Source organism: Microcoleus sp. A2-C3, from assembly GCF_036706065.1.
GTDB lineage: Bacteria > Cyanobacteriota > Cyanobacteriia > Cyanobacteriales > Microcoleaceae > Microcoleus.
The window spans coordinates 81,400-97,710 of the sequence record NZ_JAUBVX010000006.1; the positions used below are offsets into that span (position 1 = coordinate 81,400).

Consider the following 16,311-nt stretch of genomic DNA (forward strand, 5'->3'; position numbering starts at 1 on the left):
ATTTTTGTAAACAGGGGTTGAATTCAGCTAAAAACTTGGGCACTATAAAAGCGTCAACGATCAAAAAAAAGTTTACAAATTCGCAATTCGCAATTCGCAATTCGCAATTCGCAATGACCAATGACTAATTCCCCAAAAATGAACTTCCAACGAGTATTTGGTACATTACCCCAAACCCAAGCCAGCGCGCCCGGAAGAGTAAATATGCTGGGCGAACACACAGACTACAACGACGGATTTGTACTTCCGACTGCGATTCCCCAGCGCACCACAGTACAAATCGGTTTCAGCAGCGATGCCCGACACCATTTTTATTCAGCAGAATATGACGAACTCATAAATTTTTCAGACGACGATACCATACCGCAAAAATTCGTCACTTATATCTGCGGCTGCATCAGAATTTTAGAAAAAGAAGGATACAAAATACCGCCAATAAATCTCTACATTACCTCAAATGTGCCGATCGGAGCCGGTTTGTCCAGCAGCGCCGCTTTAGAAATAGCCACCCTCAGAGGAATCCGCGCGCTGCTCAACCTCCCCCTAGACGACGTGCGGCTGGCTCAAATCGGACAGCTAGCCGAAATTCGATATGCCGGCGTTAACTGCGGCATCATGGATCAAATGGCGTCGATTTTAGCAGACACCAACACCATGTTATTTATCGACACCCGCAGCCTCGAATACCGCCCGGTACCTTTTCCCACAGGCACAGAAATTTTAGTAATTGACAGCGGTGAAAGCCACAACCTAGCAGCCGGAAGTGGCTACAACCAACGACGCGCTGAGTGCGAGGAATCCGCCCGGATATTGGGTGTTAAAGCTCTCAGGGATATCACCGATCCCAAAGAAGTGGAAGTATTGCCGGAACCCCTCAAAAGGCGATCGCGCCACGTCGTCACCGAAAACAACCGCGTGCTCGAAGCAGTAAAATCCTTACCAGCAGAGCGTTTCGGCGAGTTAATGAATTCTTCCCACGCCAGCCAGCGCGACGACTACGAAGTTTCGGTGCCGGCAGTAGACGCCTTGGCGGCCATCTTGCAGTCAATCCCCGGAGTCTTCGGCGCGAGGCTGACGGGCGGAGGTTTTGGTGGTGCTTGCGTAGCGCTGGTTAAGAGTGGGAAAGCGGATGTTATTGCATCAGAGGTGATCGATCGCCACCACCGCGCGGGTTATAGTGGCCGCGTTTTGGTTCCCGAAGTTCCAGTTAATTCTTAATAGCAGAACTATCACCCGACACCGAAGGCCAGCGCACAGTCACTATAACCGAATCCTCCTCGGCCGACCAATAATGAGCCACTCCCGGCAGCCAGAGAGCATAATCTCCTTCACAACACAGCAAGATTTCTTGCTCTGGAAATTGCAACCGAAACCGCCCTTTTACCAGAATAGAAAGCGTAGTTGCTGCCGCATTTACCGCCCACTGAGTCCTACAATCTCCGGCGAGATGAACGCCCCATTTTACCTCTAACGCAGAAGTCGATCGCGCATCATCTTCCGGCGTTATAAAGTTACCTGCAAACCACCCGCCGCGACTTGCACCTTCAGCCCCCGCATTTCCAAAAATAACTTCAGACGGCATCAGCTAACAATCTCAAAAATAAATACCAGCGACAAAATCGTTAACGTTCCCAGCAAATGACCCGCGCTCATGCAAGCCAGAAATGCGGGTACGCTAACATTGTTGAACAAAGCTGGGAAAGGCAAAGGCATTTTCGGGCCGATGTGAGGATGCCAAATCCTGCGGCTCAGAACTATAGCAATCCTAAATGATTTTCTGTAGGGACACGGCTTGGCCTTAGTCCCTACAGATGGATTTTGGGGAAATCACATTTATGTTCGCGGTAAGGATAATGATTTAGGATTGCTATAGCAAGGTTAAGCTGTTCTGCTTTTAAATTGTGTGTCAAAAAATAATCAAAGTTTTGTGGGGTGGGCATCCTGCCCGCCCCGAATATACAATTTAAATGTGCAACAGCTTAACATATTGCAAACAAACATCACTAGCGGCTTTTGCCAATTTCCTAATGCTGTGTCAGTCACAGCCGATTCTACTACTGCAAGTAAATTGAGTTAATCATCGTTGATGCTCCTGTTTTTCATAAAATATCAGAGTTTATTGACGAGATTTTTTGCCAAAAAATATAGTAGTGGCGATCGGCTTGACGCAATAAATATCTGTTTTGCTCTCAATATTTACCGCGCCAGCGACCTCGCCCCCACCCGCAATCATCGAATCACAGTAAGAAGTCTTTTAATGCCATTCAAAAGTAACGAAAGATACAAAGACACCCAATGCTACTCGCTGCCATCTGTAACTTTTAGCCTGTCTGGCAGTTGCGGCATTTATTGAAGCTGCCAGACAGGAAAGGCTGCTCGTTATTAACGAGCGATATAGGTAGGCAGAAAGTGAAGTATGTCGCGCAGAACACTATATCCAGCCATGTCCCAAAGCAAATAAGCTAAGAAACCAATCATCGCTAAGCGGCCGTTCCAAAGTTCTGCTTGCGGGTTGAAGCCAAACAAAAAGGCATTGCGATCTTTGCCGTTGTAGGCATTAGTGGTTGTCGGTACGTTAGTAGGACGAGTTTCCATGTTTTTACATTCCTTAACAATGTTTCGCTTATCATAGTAGCGACTTAATTTTTAGTTTGCTATCTGTCTCTAGGCTCAAGATACACACAAGTCTAAAGGAGGATTCTGAAACCTACAATTTCGTGTTAAATTTTGTTAAAATAGATTGTTTTACCGCTATTCTGTATGGGTAGATACTAAAGACAACTCCAAGTTGAGATGGCTGTTGTGACAGGCTCGATCGCCCCGCAGCGACAAACACCCGCGCTGGTGACTCGACAATACTGAATCCGCGAGATCCTAGAGGCAAGAAGATTTAGCTTCTAAGAAGCGAAAGCCCCGCACCAAACACGGTACTCCGTTGAGTGACGGGATGTGCGCCGTCCATCAAGGGGTTCGATGCCCCGCAGATGGACTATTTTCGGGAGTATCTTGTTGCTCAATATATTTCTTAAGTACAGAAATTGTGACACCGCCACAAGACGCAATAAAATATGACTCATTCCACAAAACACTTTTCCAGTAATATTTTTTCACTTCATCAGCAAACTCTTCTCTAATCTTGCGACTGGAAACAGATTTTAAATTACCAACAAATTCCGGTAATTCCATCTGGGGCAAGTATTGAAATAACAGATGGATATGATCCTCTTCACCATTGAACTCAACTAATTTACAGCCCCACTTTGTGCATAAATCAGTCAATATTTCAGACAACCTGTCGATCATCTGTCCTGTAAAAACTTTACGCCTATATTTGGTAGTCAAAACCAAGTGAGCTTTTAAATCTGAGACACACCTCCCGCTAGAAATAAAATCATCTTTCATATCACCGTATCCATTTTAGGCTACACTGATATTATGATCACAGCCTACAAGTACAAATTACGCCCCAAAAAAGCCCAAGCTCGTCAAATTGATCAGTGGCTAAATCTGTTGCGCATGCAGTACAACTATAGACTGTCAGAGCGTTTTAACTGGTATGAGTCCACTCGTAGTCCTATTAATTCATGCTCTCTTGTGTCATGCAGTATCGCTCCCATAGTCGAACAGCCTGATTATTACTGGCAAAAGCGAGATTTACTCAATACCAAACAGCTATTCCATGAGTACAAATCAATTCATTCTCAGGTTTTACAGAATTGCATTGAGAGGGTCAAAAAAGCTTTTGACCGATATATCAAGGTTGATAAATCTGGCAAGCACTCTGGCAAACCTAGATTTAAAGGGCGTGGTAAATATCACAGCTTTACCTATACTCAGATGCAGCAAGACTGCATCAAAGCTAATCGCATTACTTTACCGAAAATCGGTGATGTGAAGATAATTCTGCATCGTCCCATCCCTGATGGGTTTAAAATCAAAACTGCTCAAATTGTCAAGAATGCCGATGGCTATTATGTTGTGCTGACATTACAAGATGTCACAGTGCCCACAATCAACCTCGATGTCAATCTTGATAATGCTGTTGGTATTGATATGGGACTGAAGGATTTCTTGATTACCAGTGATGCTGAGACAGTGCCTATTCCTCAGTTTGCCAGGATTGCCCAGAGCGATAAAAAGCTCCGAAATAAGGCTGTTGCTCGTAAAAAGAAAGGCAGTAATCGTAGACGGAAGGCTGTTAAGCGTCTTGCTAAACATCATCTGCATATTGCAAGGCAACGTAAAGATTTTCATTATAAAGCTGCAAAGCAATTACTCGACAAGTATGATGTGATTGGCTTTGAAGATTTGAATGTGAAAGGTTTGGCAAAAACTAGGATGGCAAAATCGATCCTAGATGCTGGTTGGAGTGAATTCCTCGATATTCTGGTTTGCAAGGCCGAAAGTGCTGGCAAATTAGCTATAGCTGTGAATCCAAATGGTACTACCCAAAACTGTTCTAATTGTGGTACTCGCATCCCTAAAACCATTGCCGACAGGTGGCATAGTTGCCATGTTTGCGGCCTCGAATTGGATCGGGATGTAAATGCCGCGATTAATGTTAAGAACTTGGCTGTCGGGCGGACAGTCAATAAAGCTCAGCGTGTTTCCGATGCAGACGCAGGATTAGCCCAGAAGCCCACCCTATACTCGTCCGCGAGTTAGGGCTGGGAGTCGTCACTAAATTTTAACTGCCAACGAGAACACGATCGCCCCAGAGTTAACTAAAATAGGAAATAAACAGAGCGATCGGGAGAAACAGTTATCGAAACCATCTACGGCAATCTTCAGGGTTTAAAATCTAGCCAGCTCAAACAACTCGAAAAGCTTTACCACCAGCGACTACCGGGCGATCGCATCACCACGGCAGAATTCGCCCAGCGCATCGCAGCCATCAGCACCGAAATCGACAAGCCAATCTGCACCTACATCAACCGTCGCGGACAAGTGATTCGCGTCGGTGTCGGTACACCCCGCCAAACCCAGATTGCGCCCCTAGAATTGCCCCGCTACGGGGGAGGTCGCCTCAGCGGCATTCGCTGCATCGCCACCCACCTCAAGCCAGAAATACCCAGCGAAGCAGCACTCACGGCAATGGCAATTCAGCGCCTAGACGCCCTAGTGTGGCTGACGCTGACCGGCGGAGGGTTTCAGCGTCGCGGCGGCGGTGCGACAGGTTACATCAAAGAAACTTATCTCGTTCACCTGATACCCCAGGGAGACCGGCCAAATTTTGAGTTCTCTGTTTTGAGCGCTAAGTTAGAACCAGCTTCAACTGATGAGACTGAGGAAATAGAAGAACCTGTAATTCAAAAATCACCAACCAAAACTCAAAACTTTCCCTGGAAAATATCAGAACCTCTGAGTTTGGACGACCTCGCAGATCAAGACTTTCTGGAGTTGGTGGAAGGACTCGAAGCAGATTTTCAAGCAGAGTTTGTAGCTAAGCAGGTTGATGCAGACCAAGATAAAGTGCTGCTGGTGGGTGTGATGACTCAGCACATGACTCTACTGGATTTTGAGGACGGACTCGCAGAAATCACCCGGCTGGTGGAAAGTGCCGGGGGTCAGGTATTGCAAACAGTGCGTCAAAAGCGATCGAGCCCCCACCCGCAGACAGTCGTCGGCGAAGGCAAAATTCAAGAAATTTCCCTTACCGCTCAAACGATTAGCGCTAACCTCGTGGTATTCGATCGCGACCTGTCCCCCGCACAAATACGGAACTTGGAAATTCAGATCGGTATCCGGGTAGTTGATCGCACTGAGGTGATTCTCGACATTTTTGCCCAAAGAGCGCGATCGAGCGAAGGTAAATTGCAAGTCGAACTCGCTCAGCTACAATACACCCTGCCCAGGCTCAGAGGTCGCGGTCAGGCAATGTCAAAACAGGGCGGCGGCATCGGTACCAGAGGCCCTGGGGAAACTAAACTAGAAACCGAACGGCGGACGATCGCCAAACGCATTTCAAGATTGCAGCAAGAAGTCAATCAACTGCTTGCTCACCGTTTCCGGCTGCGGCAGAACCGGCACCACATGGACGTACCCTCAGTCGCGATCGTCGGCTACACAAACGCCGGTAAATCGACTCTGCTCAACCTGCTCACCAATTCCGAGGTCTACGCCGCCGACCAGTTATTTGCCACCCTCGACCCCACCACCAGAAAGCTGACGATTCAGAGCGCTGTCACTGGAGAACCTTTGTCGATCGTCCTCACAGATACAGTGGGCTTTATTCGCGAACTGCCCCCCTCCTTGATCGACGCTTTTCGGGCTACCCTCGAAGAAGTTACTGACGCAGATGCTTTGCTGCACCTGGTCGATCTCTCCCATCCCGCGTGGCAGAGCCAAATTCGATCGGTCATGAATATTTTGACAGATATGCCCGTAACTCCCGGGCCAGCCCTTGTAGTTTTTAACAAAATCGATGCCGTAGATGAAGATACTCTCGCCCTAGCACGAGAAGAGTTTCCTCAAGCCGTATTTATCTCGGCCGCCAAAGGTCTCGGAATGGAAACTCTCCGCGATCGACTAGCGCAGCTCATTCAATACGCCCTCTACCCTCGGTAAATACTTAAATATTCCTTTTAAGTAGTTGACAGTCGGGAATATACGTACATATACTGAGGACAGATCTCGTCGAACCATGAGATTATAAAAGAATAGTCAGATTGTGGATTGCTAATTAGAATACAGCAGAGCTAGTTGGCGATCGGTTACATAATTAACTTCAGGCGGTCAATGTAAAAACTCTCTTGGTTAATGGCTGTAAGGGCTGTTGGTTGAGAGGTTGCCAAAAGATGTTGCCAGACGGTGCAAACCACGCTACGCGAGTAGGGTGAAAAAAATAAGATCAAAGTGTTTGGGCGATCGCCTCAAGCGCTATACTATATTTTACAGGCGTCCGGGAGAGAAAACATCAACTTATGGTAAGAACTCTAAAATCTATGCCCGCCGTGCATCGCTAATCTCTAGCACTATTTCAATTCTGCGATTTTACCACTGTTTAACTAAATAGTTATGTGTACGCCACTGGCAAAACTAGCAATTGGACTCTCTGCCACAATGGCAACAGGGTTCTACTATCTAGCTGCCGCCCCTCCGGCTTCAGCAGCAATCGATGTGTGCGGGCCCGGAAACTATTCAAGTGCCTGCGTGCCTGATAATTCCCCCAGCCCCCAATCACCAACAACCTTACGAGACGCAGTACCGGCATCACAAGCACCTGTGCGAGACGCGGTACCGGAAGCGCAGGCAGTTCCATTCGCAACGCCGATACCGATAATAGAACCCGTAGTGCCGGCAGTCCAATCACCACCCCCTCTAATAGTAGAGCCCGTGGTGCAGACACCCCCGGTAGTCCCATCACCATCACCATCACCAACAGTAGACGAGATACCACTATTAACCGCACCGGAAATACCGGTCATACCACAACAACCGATCGCGTCGCCCGTAGTGCCTCCGCTGATTTTACCAGTGCCCAAGCCGATATTGCCAAACTACAACCCACCCGTCATCAGGAGAACAACTATCCCAGAACCAGGTACTGTGGTAGCACTCTTACTGACAGGCGCAGGAATTATCTGTTCCGCCAGAAAACGAAACAAGCAGGTCGGTCAGCAACGGTAAGCAGGCTCAAGCTGCTGCTTGTTTTCAACATCTCTCCGTTTTTTGAAGCGCGAGTGTTTTTTTGTTTTTTAGATAAAACCACCAAAAATGTATAGATAATTACCTTACAGCTTGCGGCGTGTAACTGGAGCAGAAGGAAGAATAGTTTAGCGATTGAACGCCAGGAAATTAAAAGCCCTAGATTGCATGGGGAAAGTGCAATCCGAGAACTTTGTAACCGTCGGGCGCGGTTGCTCTATATAAAAATTAAAATAAGATTGGTTAAGATTACAATAAAAAAATATTGTTATTGTGTGAGCGTCCGATGATACCTAAAGTAGAAATTTACACTTGGAGAACCTGCCCGTTTTGCATTCGTGCCAAAGCACTGCTGAAGCGAAAAGGGGTTGAGTTTACAGAATACGCGATCGACGGAGATACAGCAGCACGCGATAAAATGACCGATCGAGCCAACGGAGGCCGCACCCTGCCCCAGATATTCATCAACGACCAACACATAGGCGGCTGCGACGAAATGCACGAATTAGATGCTCAAGGCCTGCTCGATCCGCTGCTAGCGGCAACATGAGGCATTCCCCGTGGAATTTTGAATTTTCCCAAATTTTCCTTCGATCAATTTTTAATTGTAACTGACCATGAAATTTGCATTCATCATCGATCCGCTTGATCGACTAATTCCAGGACACGATACCAGCGTAGCGCTGATGGAAGCAGCTCAACAGTTGGGTCACGAAGTGTGGGCGACTCAAGCCAACGAATTAAGCGTCATCTGTGGTAAAACCTGGGCAATGCTCAGTCAGGTAACACTCACCCCAGTAACACAGGTAGAGGGACGCTGGGAGGCTGCTGAGGCTTGGTACGAAGTAGAACCGCCTACATTGCAGCCACTCGAAGCAATGGACGCAGTATTCATGCGGACTGATCCCCCAGTCAACGTTCCTTACCTCTACGCAACTTACCTTCTAGACGGCATCGATCCCGCTAAAACTTTGGTCGTTAACAGTCCCAAAGGATTGCGGGCGGCGAATGAAAAAATGTATGCTTTGCAATTTGAAGGAGCGATCCCCGAAACCATTGTTTCTCAAAATAAGCAGGTAATTCGGCAATTTGTTGAGAAAAAAGGAGCCGCAGTTCTTAAACCCTTGGGCGGTAAAGCTGGCGAGGGGATTTTGTTCTTGGAGGCGGGCGATCGCAATCTCAACTCCCTAGTCGAAATTAGCACTCAACAAGGGCAAATCCCAGTCATGGTTCAGACATATCTGCCCGAAGCCAAAGACGGAGACAAACGGATCATCCTCTTGAACGGCCAGCCCATCGGTGCTATTAACCGCATTCCCACCGGCAATGAATTTCGCGGCAACATGGCCGTCGGTGGCCGAGTCGCAAAAACCGAAATTACCGATCGCGAATATCAAATTTGCACTCAGCTAGAACCGGTGCTGCAACGAGACGGGCTGTACTTTGTCGGCATTGATATCATCGGCGGTTATCTCACCGAAGTTAATGTCACCAGCCCTACAGGGATCAGAGAAATTGACTTGTTTGACGGCGTTAGTTTGGGCAAACAAGTAATTGAATGGGTAGTTAGTCAGTAGTCAGTAGTCAGTAGTCAGTGGTCAGTGGTCAGTAGTCAGTAGTCAGTAGTCAGTAGTCATTGATTAGTCGTTATTAGTTATTAGTTATTAGTTATTGGTCATTAGTTATTGGTGGCAGCTAACAAATAACAACTAACAACTAACTGCCAACTGCCAACTGCCAACTGCCAACAGTCAACAATTAACAATTCCCAATAATTAAATTATGTCAAAAATAGGCGTTGCAGTAGTCGGTACAGGTTTCGGTCAAAAAGTGCACCTTCCCGGATTCCAGGCACATCACCGAACTGAGGTTGTGGCTGTTTACCACCGGAATTTAGACAAAGCTCAGGCGATCGCCACCGCCCACAATATCCCCTACGCTTGCAACTCGATCGCAGATATAGTCGCCATCCCAGAAGTAGCGGGCGTTAGCATTTCTACACCGCCATTTTTGCACTTTGAAATGGCAAAAACCGTCTTAGAAGCAGGCAAACATTTATTATTAGAAAAACCGACAGCCCTGACAGCTTATGAAGCTAGGGAACTTTACCGATTAGCAAACAGCGAATCTCAAACCGATTTTCAAAATAGTGGTTCGAGAGCAATTGCCACAATGGACTTTGAGTTTAGGTTCATCCCCGCATGGCAAATGCTAGCAGAATTATTAGCAGCAGGATATGTCGGAGAAAACCGTTTAATTAAGATTGATTGGTTGGTGTCTGGCCGCGCTGATGCTACTCGCCCTTGGAATTGGTACGCGCAAAAAGAGCGAGGCGGCGGAGTTTTGGGCGCGACAGGTTCTCACGTTTTTGATTATCTTAGCTGGCTGTTCGGCCCTGTGCAGAGGCTTTCTGGGCAATTGATCACAGGAATTTCTGCCAGGCCGGATCCGAATGATTCGGGAAATTTAAAACCTGTTGATGCTGATGATTCTTGCACGTTGATGTTGGAATTGGCCGGGGGAACGCCTTGTCAAGTTTGTTTGAGTTCTGTTACTTATCAAGGGCGGGGACATTGGATCGAAATTTACGGGAGTAAGGGTACGTTGGTGTTGGGAAGCGACAATCAGCAGGATTACGTCCACGGATTTCGTTTGTGGGGTTCCCAAGCTGGAGAACCTTTAGCTGAAATTAAAATTCCTCAAAGATTGGAGTTTCCTCAAGTTTATCCAGACGGGAGAATTGCACCGTTTATTCGAGTAGTAGATAGGTGGGTGGAATCAATTGATGCGGGGAAATCTTTGATACCGTCGCTCAAAGAAGGGGTTTACTCGCAGTTGTTGATGGATTTGACTCAGGAGTCAAATGCTACGGGAACTTGGGTGGATGTACCAAAGTTAGAGAAATTTTTGGGCAGTAAGTAAAATTAAAAACTTATCAAGTAATCTCTCGCGCTCGATCGCACCCCAAACCCGATAAACTACTAATAGAGAAACTCGATCACCCTTATATCCAGAGTTGTGAATGGCGCGCCCTGAAAGTCCTTGCCTCAGTATAGCGATCGCTCGCCTGAGAACCGCTGGGGCAAACCATTTTGCCACTTGGGTTCTACAAGCTCCCTATCCCAGCGGGTACGTTCACCACGACTGTATGTGGCCGCTTGCCCTATCCCAATCTTGGAAAGCTTGGCAGGAAATGTTTTCGCCCTCCGGGACAATTCACGAATTGCCCCTAAATCCTGATGGCAGTTTCGTCTCGCCGGAAAACAACCAGAATCTACTGGCAGAAATTGAAAAACGAACCCCTAACTCCCTACAGTCACTCCCACCGATGCCCCCTGTGCCGCTCCGTCTCGGTCAAGGGGGGTTATTGGAGAGGGGTGAGCAGAACCCGTCACAGCCACCTGCAAGCTACAGCAGCCGCCTGATGCAGCAGTTGGGGATTAACCTCTGGCAGTGGCTGTTTGAAGGGCCGATCCAGGGTAGTCTCCAGGAAAGTAAAGGTATCGCGATCGGGCAAAATCTACCCCTGCGAGTGCGGATAGATTTGCGCGAACCCTATTTAATTTCTTTGCCTTGGGAAATTATGCAGCCTCAAGCCGGTCAACCCGCAATTTCTCTGTCGCAGCAACTGCTTTTCAGCCGCACTACCAGCAATGTTGAGCCTTTGCCGCCCCTGCGTCCTGCCGATTCGCTAAACATTTTGCTAGTTTTGGGACAAGCAGAACCAGGCTACGGTGCTAATTCTCAATCTTCCAGGGGCAACAACCATCATTTGCAGTTGGAAGCAGAAGCAGTTGTCCTAGCTGGCGTTCTCAAGAGTGCTTTTCAAACCGATGATAGTGGCAAATATTTTGACATCAGCGTTCCCACTCGCGTCGATACTCTGATCGAACCTACTCCGGCGGAACTAATTTCTCGGCTGGAAACGCAAGCTTATAACATCCTGTTCTACGCCGGTCACGGGATACCGGGCCCCGACGGCGGTTTGCTATTTTTGGGCCCGGATAACGTGATTAACGGTACTGAATTGGCTCAGGTTTTGGTTCGATGCCGCGTGACTCTGGCGGTGTTTAATGCCTGTTGGGGAGCTCAGCCGGCGGTGGAGAGGCTGCATTTAAATAACAGCCAGCAACAGGCGATCGCCCGTAGCAGTTTGGCTGAGGTACTGATTCATCACGGGGTGCCGGCGGTGTTGGGGATGCGGGACTCGATCGCCGATCGCGAAGCCCTGAGTTTTATCCAAACTTTTGCTCGAGCTTTGGCCGGGCGGATGTCGATCGATCGCGCCGTCGCCATCGCCAGACAGCAGCTACTGACACTGTACAAGTTCAATCAACCGGCTTGGACGCTGCCCGTACTGTATATGCACCCGGAGTTTGACGGTCAACTGACTGAACCGGTAGATGATCTCAAAACTGAATTGCCTTTGAATTCTTCTACTTGGCTGGGACGTTTGCCGTCTTGTGCTTACTTGCGGGGGCGCGATCGACCAAATGTCAAATCTACCGAATCGGCGAATCAGGTTTGGCCGATTAGCGCTGGTATGGTTCGAGTCGGCCGTTGGGAAGAAAACGACGTAGTGATTCGAGAACAGTGGGTTTCTCAAAAACACGCCGAGATTTTCTGTCGCAACAGTATCGGAGATAGCCGGGGCGAATCTAGCTACTTCCTGCGCGATTTTTCTCGCTACGGGACTCTAGTTTTGGGGCCGGAGGGATGGGTGAGAGTTCACCACCAAGAACTGCTGCTGCAATCGGGCACTCAGCTAAAATTTGGTAGTTCTCAAGGTCAGATTTTTGAGTTCACTATTGAGGTTCCACAAACTTCGGGCTACAGTGAGACTGATTGCGGAACCAATTAAGGTGCGCGTGTAGCTAATGAAGGCGATCGGCACAGCAAAGTTCTGGGCGTTGAGTCTCAAGTCGGAAGTTAAAATAGTTTACTCACCACTGGCAGCTCGCAACTAGCTCTTGGCACAGTCCCCCTTCTGTATTTTCCTTGAAGCACTTAGGTATTACATCATGGCTACCCAATCTCCTGATTCTCAATATTTTCGCGACTCGCTTCCTCAGGCCCAGATGGAGCTTCTCGCCACAATCGTTCAGACTGATGTTGCTTATCCCTGGAATCCTGCACAGCTTGAATCAGAATCTTATTTGACGGATCTAGAGCAGGAATTTGCACTATTTGATTCCTTCAGCGACAGCGATATTGCCCAGAAGTCGGGAGTTTTATTCGCGCAATTAGAACAAGTTTGGCTCTCTAGCGCCGTGCAAAAGTCTTTGCGCGAGAAATTTGCTCTCGTTCCTCAAGATTTTCTGGCCCGTATCGCTCAAAGCGTCCAAAACGCAACTGTTAAATATCAATCTTTAGCTGACCAAATGGTTGAGTGCGTGTTAGATATTTTGCCTCAGTGGGCTGAGGAAGATTTGCAGGTGTTGGCGCGTCCTTTGGCTTATGCCATGCGAGAGGCTGATTCGTCCGGGGTGGAAGTGGTCATCGAGACGAAAAGACCTTGGGCCCAATTGTCGGAAATAGAACAGGCGAGAGTTGGTTTGGCTGTCGCCCGCTATGCAATCTCGCAATTAGAAATTTCTGATTAGTTTTTTGTTGGCTAAGTTTTTGTGCTGCGATCGCGGTAATCTTTTTAAATTAATATAAAATTTATCTACCTTTAGTTAGATGTCAAATTCGTCTAATTATTAAGCCCTAGTGATTGCTATCGTTTGAGATAGCAATCATATTTGATTTGTAGACACGATTATTTTTTTTTGAAATAACTGCACAGAGGCGAATAACACGTTTGTAGTGAGGACTTAAATCCGCAGAGTTCGATCGCGTTTGATAGTTCGGAATGCAAGTCCGCAGAGTTCGATGAGGACTTGCATTCCGTGCTACAAACCAATTGTATTGTTCCGATCGCACGCAATCTCAAGGATCTGTTGCTATACTTGGCCTGGATTGGACTTGCTGAGCAGTTTGCCATCAGCAAGCAAGTGAACTATCATCAAATTGTCAGAATGTTAAAAAATATAAATATATTAAGTGGGGTCTGTCGAAATTTTCAACGGGATTAAGAAGTGAACAGCAGGAAACCCTGACTGTTGCAAACACGATCGGGAATTTCACCTTTTATGACAAATTCAAGATTTGACCTTCAAGACTTAAAACGCCGCTTTTTTGGGCGGATTGGGCGCGTGCAGATGGCAACGCTAGTCGTGTTGGGGTCGGTTGCTTTCGCAGGTGCGATCGCCTCCGCCTGGTTTAGCGGTGAAGGCACTGTCAGCGGTATTTTTGCCACAATCGACACTTGGCAGCAAAACCCGCCTGTCTGGCTGCAAGTACCCGATGCGAGCAAGATTTATTTGTTATTGCCGACTTTCGCCCTTGTCTCGGCCGCTTTAGTTGCAATAAAAATTTCGCCTCAACCACAGAAATGGTCGCGGGCTGTGGTAGTTGCAATAGTTTTGGCTTTAACCATTCGCTACGTTTTGTGGCGATCGCTCGTTACCCTAAATTTAAGCGACCCCCTCAACGGTATCTTTAGTTTGGGGCTGTTTTTCCTAGAAATGCTGATGGTGTTCACCAGCAGCCTTCAACTGTATTTAATGCTGAGAATGAAAGACAGGCATCGAGAAGCCGATCGCATGGCAGTTGCAGTTGCAGAGGGAAACTTTGCCCCATCCGTAGACATTTATATTCCAACTTACAACGAACCGCTTTTTATTTTGAGGCGCACTATCATCGGCTGTCAAGCTTTAGATTATCCCAACAAACAAATATATTTGCTCGACGATACAAAGCGCCCTGAAATTAAATTGCTAGCCCAAGAACTGGGATGTAAGTATATAACCAGACCCGATAATAGTCACGCCAAAGCTGGCAACATCAATCACGCAACAACCCTAACAAATGGAGAACTAATTGTAGTTTTTGATGCAGATTTCATTCCCACTAAAAACTTTTTAACCAGAACAGTTGGCTTTTTTCAAAATTCCGAAATCGCCCTCGTCCAAACACCGCAAAGCTTTTACAACCACGATCCAATCGCCCGCAATTTAGGTTTAGAAAATGTGCTGGCGCCGGAAGAAGAAGTATTTTACAGGCAAATTGAAATCATCAAAGACAGCGCCGACAGCGTAATTTGTGCTGGCACTTCTTTTGTGATGAGGCGCAGCGCCCTAGAAACAGTGGGGGGCTTTGTCACAGATTCAGTCTGCGAAGATTATTTTACCGGAATTCGACTGTCAGCCACCGGATATCGTTTAGTTTATTTAGATGAAAAATTGAGTGCTGGTTTGGCTGCTGAAAATATAGAAGCTCATCTAACTCAAAGGCTGCGCTGGGCGCAAGGCACGCTTCAAGCATTTTTTATTGATTCCAATCCTTTAACGATTCGCGGCCTCAGATTAATACAAAGGCTGTGTCACCTGGAAGGATTGCTGCACTGGTTTACCAGTTTAAGCAGGGTTTTATTTCTGTTGATGCCTTTAGCTTATTCGTTTCTCGGCGTACTTCCTTTGCGGACAAATGCGCGGGAATTGCTCTACTTTTTTCTGCCTTACTATTTGGTGCAAGTTACTGTGTTTTCTTGGCTGAACCGCAAATCGCGATCGGCTTTGCTTTCCGATGTTTACTCGTTCGTGCAGTGTATTCCTTTAGCGGTGGCGGTGGTGAGTGCTATGCTGAATCCCTTTCAGAAAGGGTTTAAGGTAACGCCCAAAGGAATTGCGAGCGATCGCTTTAGTTTTAACTGGAATTTGGGATGGCCTTTGATTATCTTATTCGCAGCTACAGCATTCAGTTTGTTGCATAATTTAAACATTCATTTAGTTAAAAATGTTGGCAGCTTGGAGGCAATATCAGCAAGTGCTGATTTGTTAAAAGGTGTGAGTGTGGGCTGGATTTGGAGTGCTTACAACTTGCTGATGCTGGGAATTGCGCTGCTAATTTTGGTGGATATTCCTAAGCCGGACATTTACGAATGGTTCAATTTGCGCAGGGTGGTGCAGTTGAATGTGGGAGGTGAAAGTTTTTGGGGAATAACGACTGTAATTTCGGAAAGTGGCGCTGAAGTGGCTTTGACTGAACGGCCGAGTTTTGCGGTGAAAGGTAAAGGCAGTAATCAGAGTTTTGCCGCAGCAGAAATGTTGCCCAAATATGCTGTTGAGACAAGTTTATCGGATGGTAAAATGAGAGCGATCGCTCGCAGCGTGGCCGTCAAAGCGAGGATATCCCTACCGTCGCCTATTCTGGAGTTGAACGAAGCTAGTTTTGGCAAGCATTTGATTGATTGCGACTCGGCGACTCTGGAAATTATGGAAGAGAAATGTTTGATTCCTGTGGCTAAGATTGAGTTGATTAGCGATAAATCTCACTTGAAGTCTAGTCTTCGGGATGCAGCAGGGTGCAGTTTTGCGGAATTTCCGACTGTGCGAATTGTGTTCGATCGCCTAAACATTAGTCAACACCGCTGTTTGATCGAAATGCTCTACTGTCGCCCCGGCCAGTGGAAACGGCTGGAAACGCCCGGAGAATGGCGATCGCTGTGGCTGTTGTTGAGAATTGCTTTGAAACCGAGGGCTATTTTTGAGAGAAACAGGCAAGTTAGACCGATCGGGGTTTCGCAAGTTTAGATCCAATTAGCTAGACTTCTGGCATAAA

14 protein-coding genes are annotated in these 16,311 nt (G+C 47.2%); 10 read left to right on the forward strand and 4 right to left on the reverse strand.

The features are described from left to right. Nucleotides 1-120: 120 nt before the first annotated feature. Nucleotides 121-1,218 (forward strand): galactokinase, encoded by a 1,098-nt coding sequence (galK, locus tag QUB66_RS05700; RefSeq protein WP_332966752.1) that lies wholly within the window; start codon nt 121-123, stop codon nt 1,216-1,218. Here galK and QUB66_RS05705 read toward each other — a convergent pair. From QUB66_RS05705 to tnpA, 4 genes are all read right to left on the reverse strand, one after another. Next, nucleotides 1,208-1,582 carry a signal peptidase I gene (locus QUB66_RS05705; RefSeq protein ID WP_265235456.1) on the reverse strand — a complete coding sequence of 125 codons (375 nt, stop codon included), beginning with the start codon at nt 1,580-1,582 and terminating at the stop codon, nt 1,208-1,210. The genes galK and QUB66_RS05705 overlap by 11 nt on opposite strands. Further along, the gene (locus tag QUB66_RS05710) at nt 1,582-1,764 is read right to left on the reverse strand and encodes a hypothetical protein (protein WP_332966784.1); all 183 of its coding nucleotides are present in this window, start codon (nt 1,762-1,764) and stop codon (nt 1,582-1,584) included. The genes QUB66_RS05705 and QUB66_RS05710 overlap by 1 nt, the downstream gene beginning before the upstream one ends. A gap of 618 nt (nt 1,765-2,382) precedes the next feature. Then, the gene (locus QUB66_RS05715) at nt 2,383-2,595 is read right to left on the reverse strand and encodes a chlorophyll a/b-binding protein (protein ID WP_194011372.1); all 213 of its coding nucleotides are present in this window, start codon (nt 2,593-2,595) and stop codon (nt 2,383-2,385) included. A 366-nt stretch (nt 2,596-2,961) separates the two neighbouring features. Next, a complete protein-coding gene (tnpA, locus tag QUB66_RS05720; RefSeq protein WP_332966753.1) occupies nt 2,962-3,402 on the reverse strand; it encodes an IS200/IS605 family transposase in 441 nt (146 codons plus the stop codon). 33 nt (nt 3,403-3,435) lie between these two features. Between tnpA and QUB66_RS05725 the strand changes: the two genes are divergently transcribed. The 9 genes from QUB66_RS05725 to QUB66_RS05765 all read left to right on the forward strand — a co-directional run bounded on the left by QUB66_RS05725 (nt 3,436) and on the right by QUB66_RS05765 (nt 16,283). Then, a complete protein-coding gene (locus tag QUB66_RS05725) occupies nt 3,436-4,665 on the forward strand; it encodes an RNA-guided endonuclease InsQ/TnpB family protein (protein WP_332966754.1) in 1,230 nt (409 codons plus the stop codon). Between the two features lie 282 nt (nt 4,666-4,947). After that, nucleotides 4,948-6,567, forward strand: coding sequence for a GTPase HflX (hflX, locus tag QUB66_RS05730; RefSeq protein ID WP_265235455.1), 1,620 nt, complete (start codon nt 4,948-4,950; stop codon nt 6,565-6,567). A gap of 450 nt (nt 6,568-7,017) precedes the next feature. Next, a complete protein-coding gene (locus QUB66_RS05735; RefSeq protein WP_265235454.1) occupies nt 7,018-7,629 on the forward strand; it encodes a PEP-CTERM sorting domain-containing protein in 612 nt (203 codons plus the stop codon). A 304-nt stretch (nt 7,630-7,933) separates the two neighbouring features. After that, nucleotides 7,934-8,197 carry a glutaredoxin 3 gene (grxC, locus tag QUB66_RS05740; protein WP_265235453.1) on the forward strand — a complete coding sequence of 88 codons (264 nt, stop codon included), beginning with the start codon at nt 7,934-7,936 and terminating at the stop codon, nt 8,195-8,197. A gap of 67 nt (nt 8,198-8,264) precedes the next feature. Further along, nucleotides 8,265-9,224: a glutathione synthase gene (gene gshB / locus QUB66_RS05745; protein WP_332966755.1), complete on the forward strand. Its 960-nt coding sequence runs from the start codon at nt 8,265-8,267 to the stop codon at nt 9,222-9,224. Nucleotides 9,225-9,429: 205 nt separating this feature from the next. After that, nucleotides 9,430-10,569, forward strand: a complete 1,140-nt coding sequence (locus QUB66_RS05750) for a Gfo/Idh/MocA family protein (RefSeq protein ID WP_332966756.1) — start codon at nt 9,430-9,432, stop codon at nt 10,567-10,569. Between the two features lie 100 nt (nt 10,570-10,669). After that, nucleotides 10,670-12,508 carry a CHAT domain-containing protein gene (locus tag QUB66_RS05755; RefSeq protein WP_332966757.1) on the forward strand — a complete coding sequence of 613 codons (1,839 nt, stop codon included), beginning with the start codon at nt 10,670-10,672 and terminating at the stop codon, nt 12,506-12,508. Between the two features lie 160 nt (nt 12,509-12,668). Beyond that, the gene (locus QUB66_RS05760) at nt 12,669-13,250 is read left to right on the forward strand and encodes a hypothetical protein (RefSeq protein ID WP_265235449.1); all 582 of its coding nucleotides are present in this window, start codon (nt 12,669-12,671) and stop codon (nt 13,248-13,250) included. A gap of 531 nt (nt 13,251-13,781) precedes the next feature. Continuing rightward, nucleotides 13,782-16,283, forward strand: coding sequence for a glycosyltransferase family 2 protein (locus tag QUB66_RS05765; protein ID WP_332966758.1), 2,502 nt, complete (start codon nt 13,782-13,784; stop codon nt 16,281-16,283). Nucleotides 16,284-16,311: the final 28 nt, after the last annotated feature.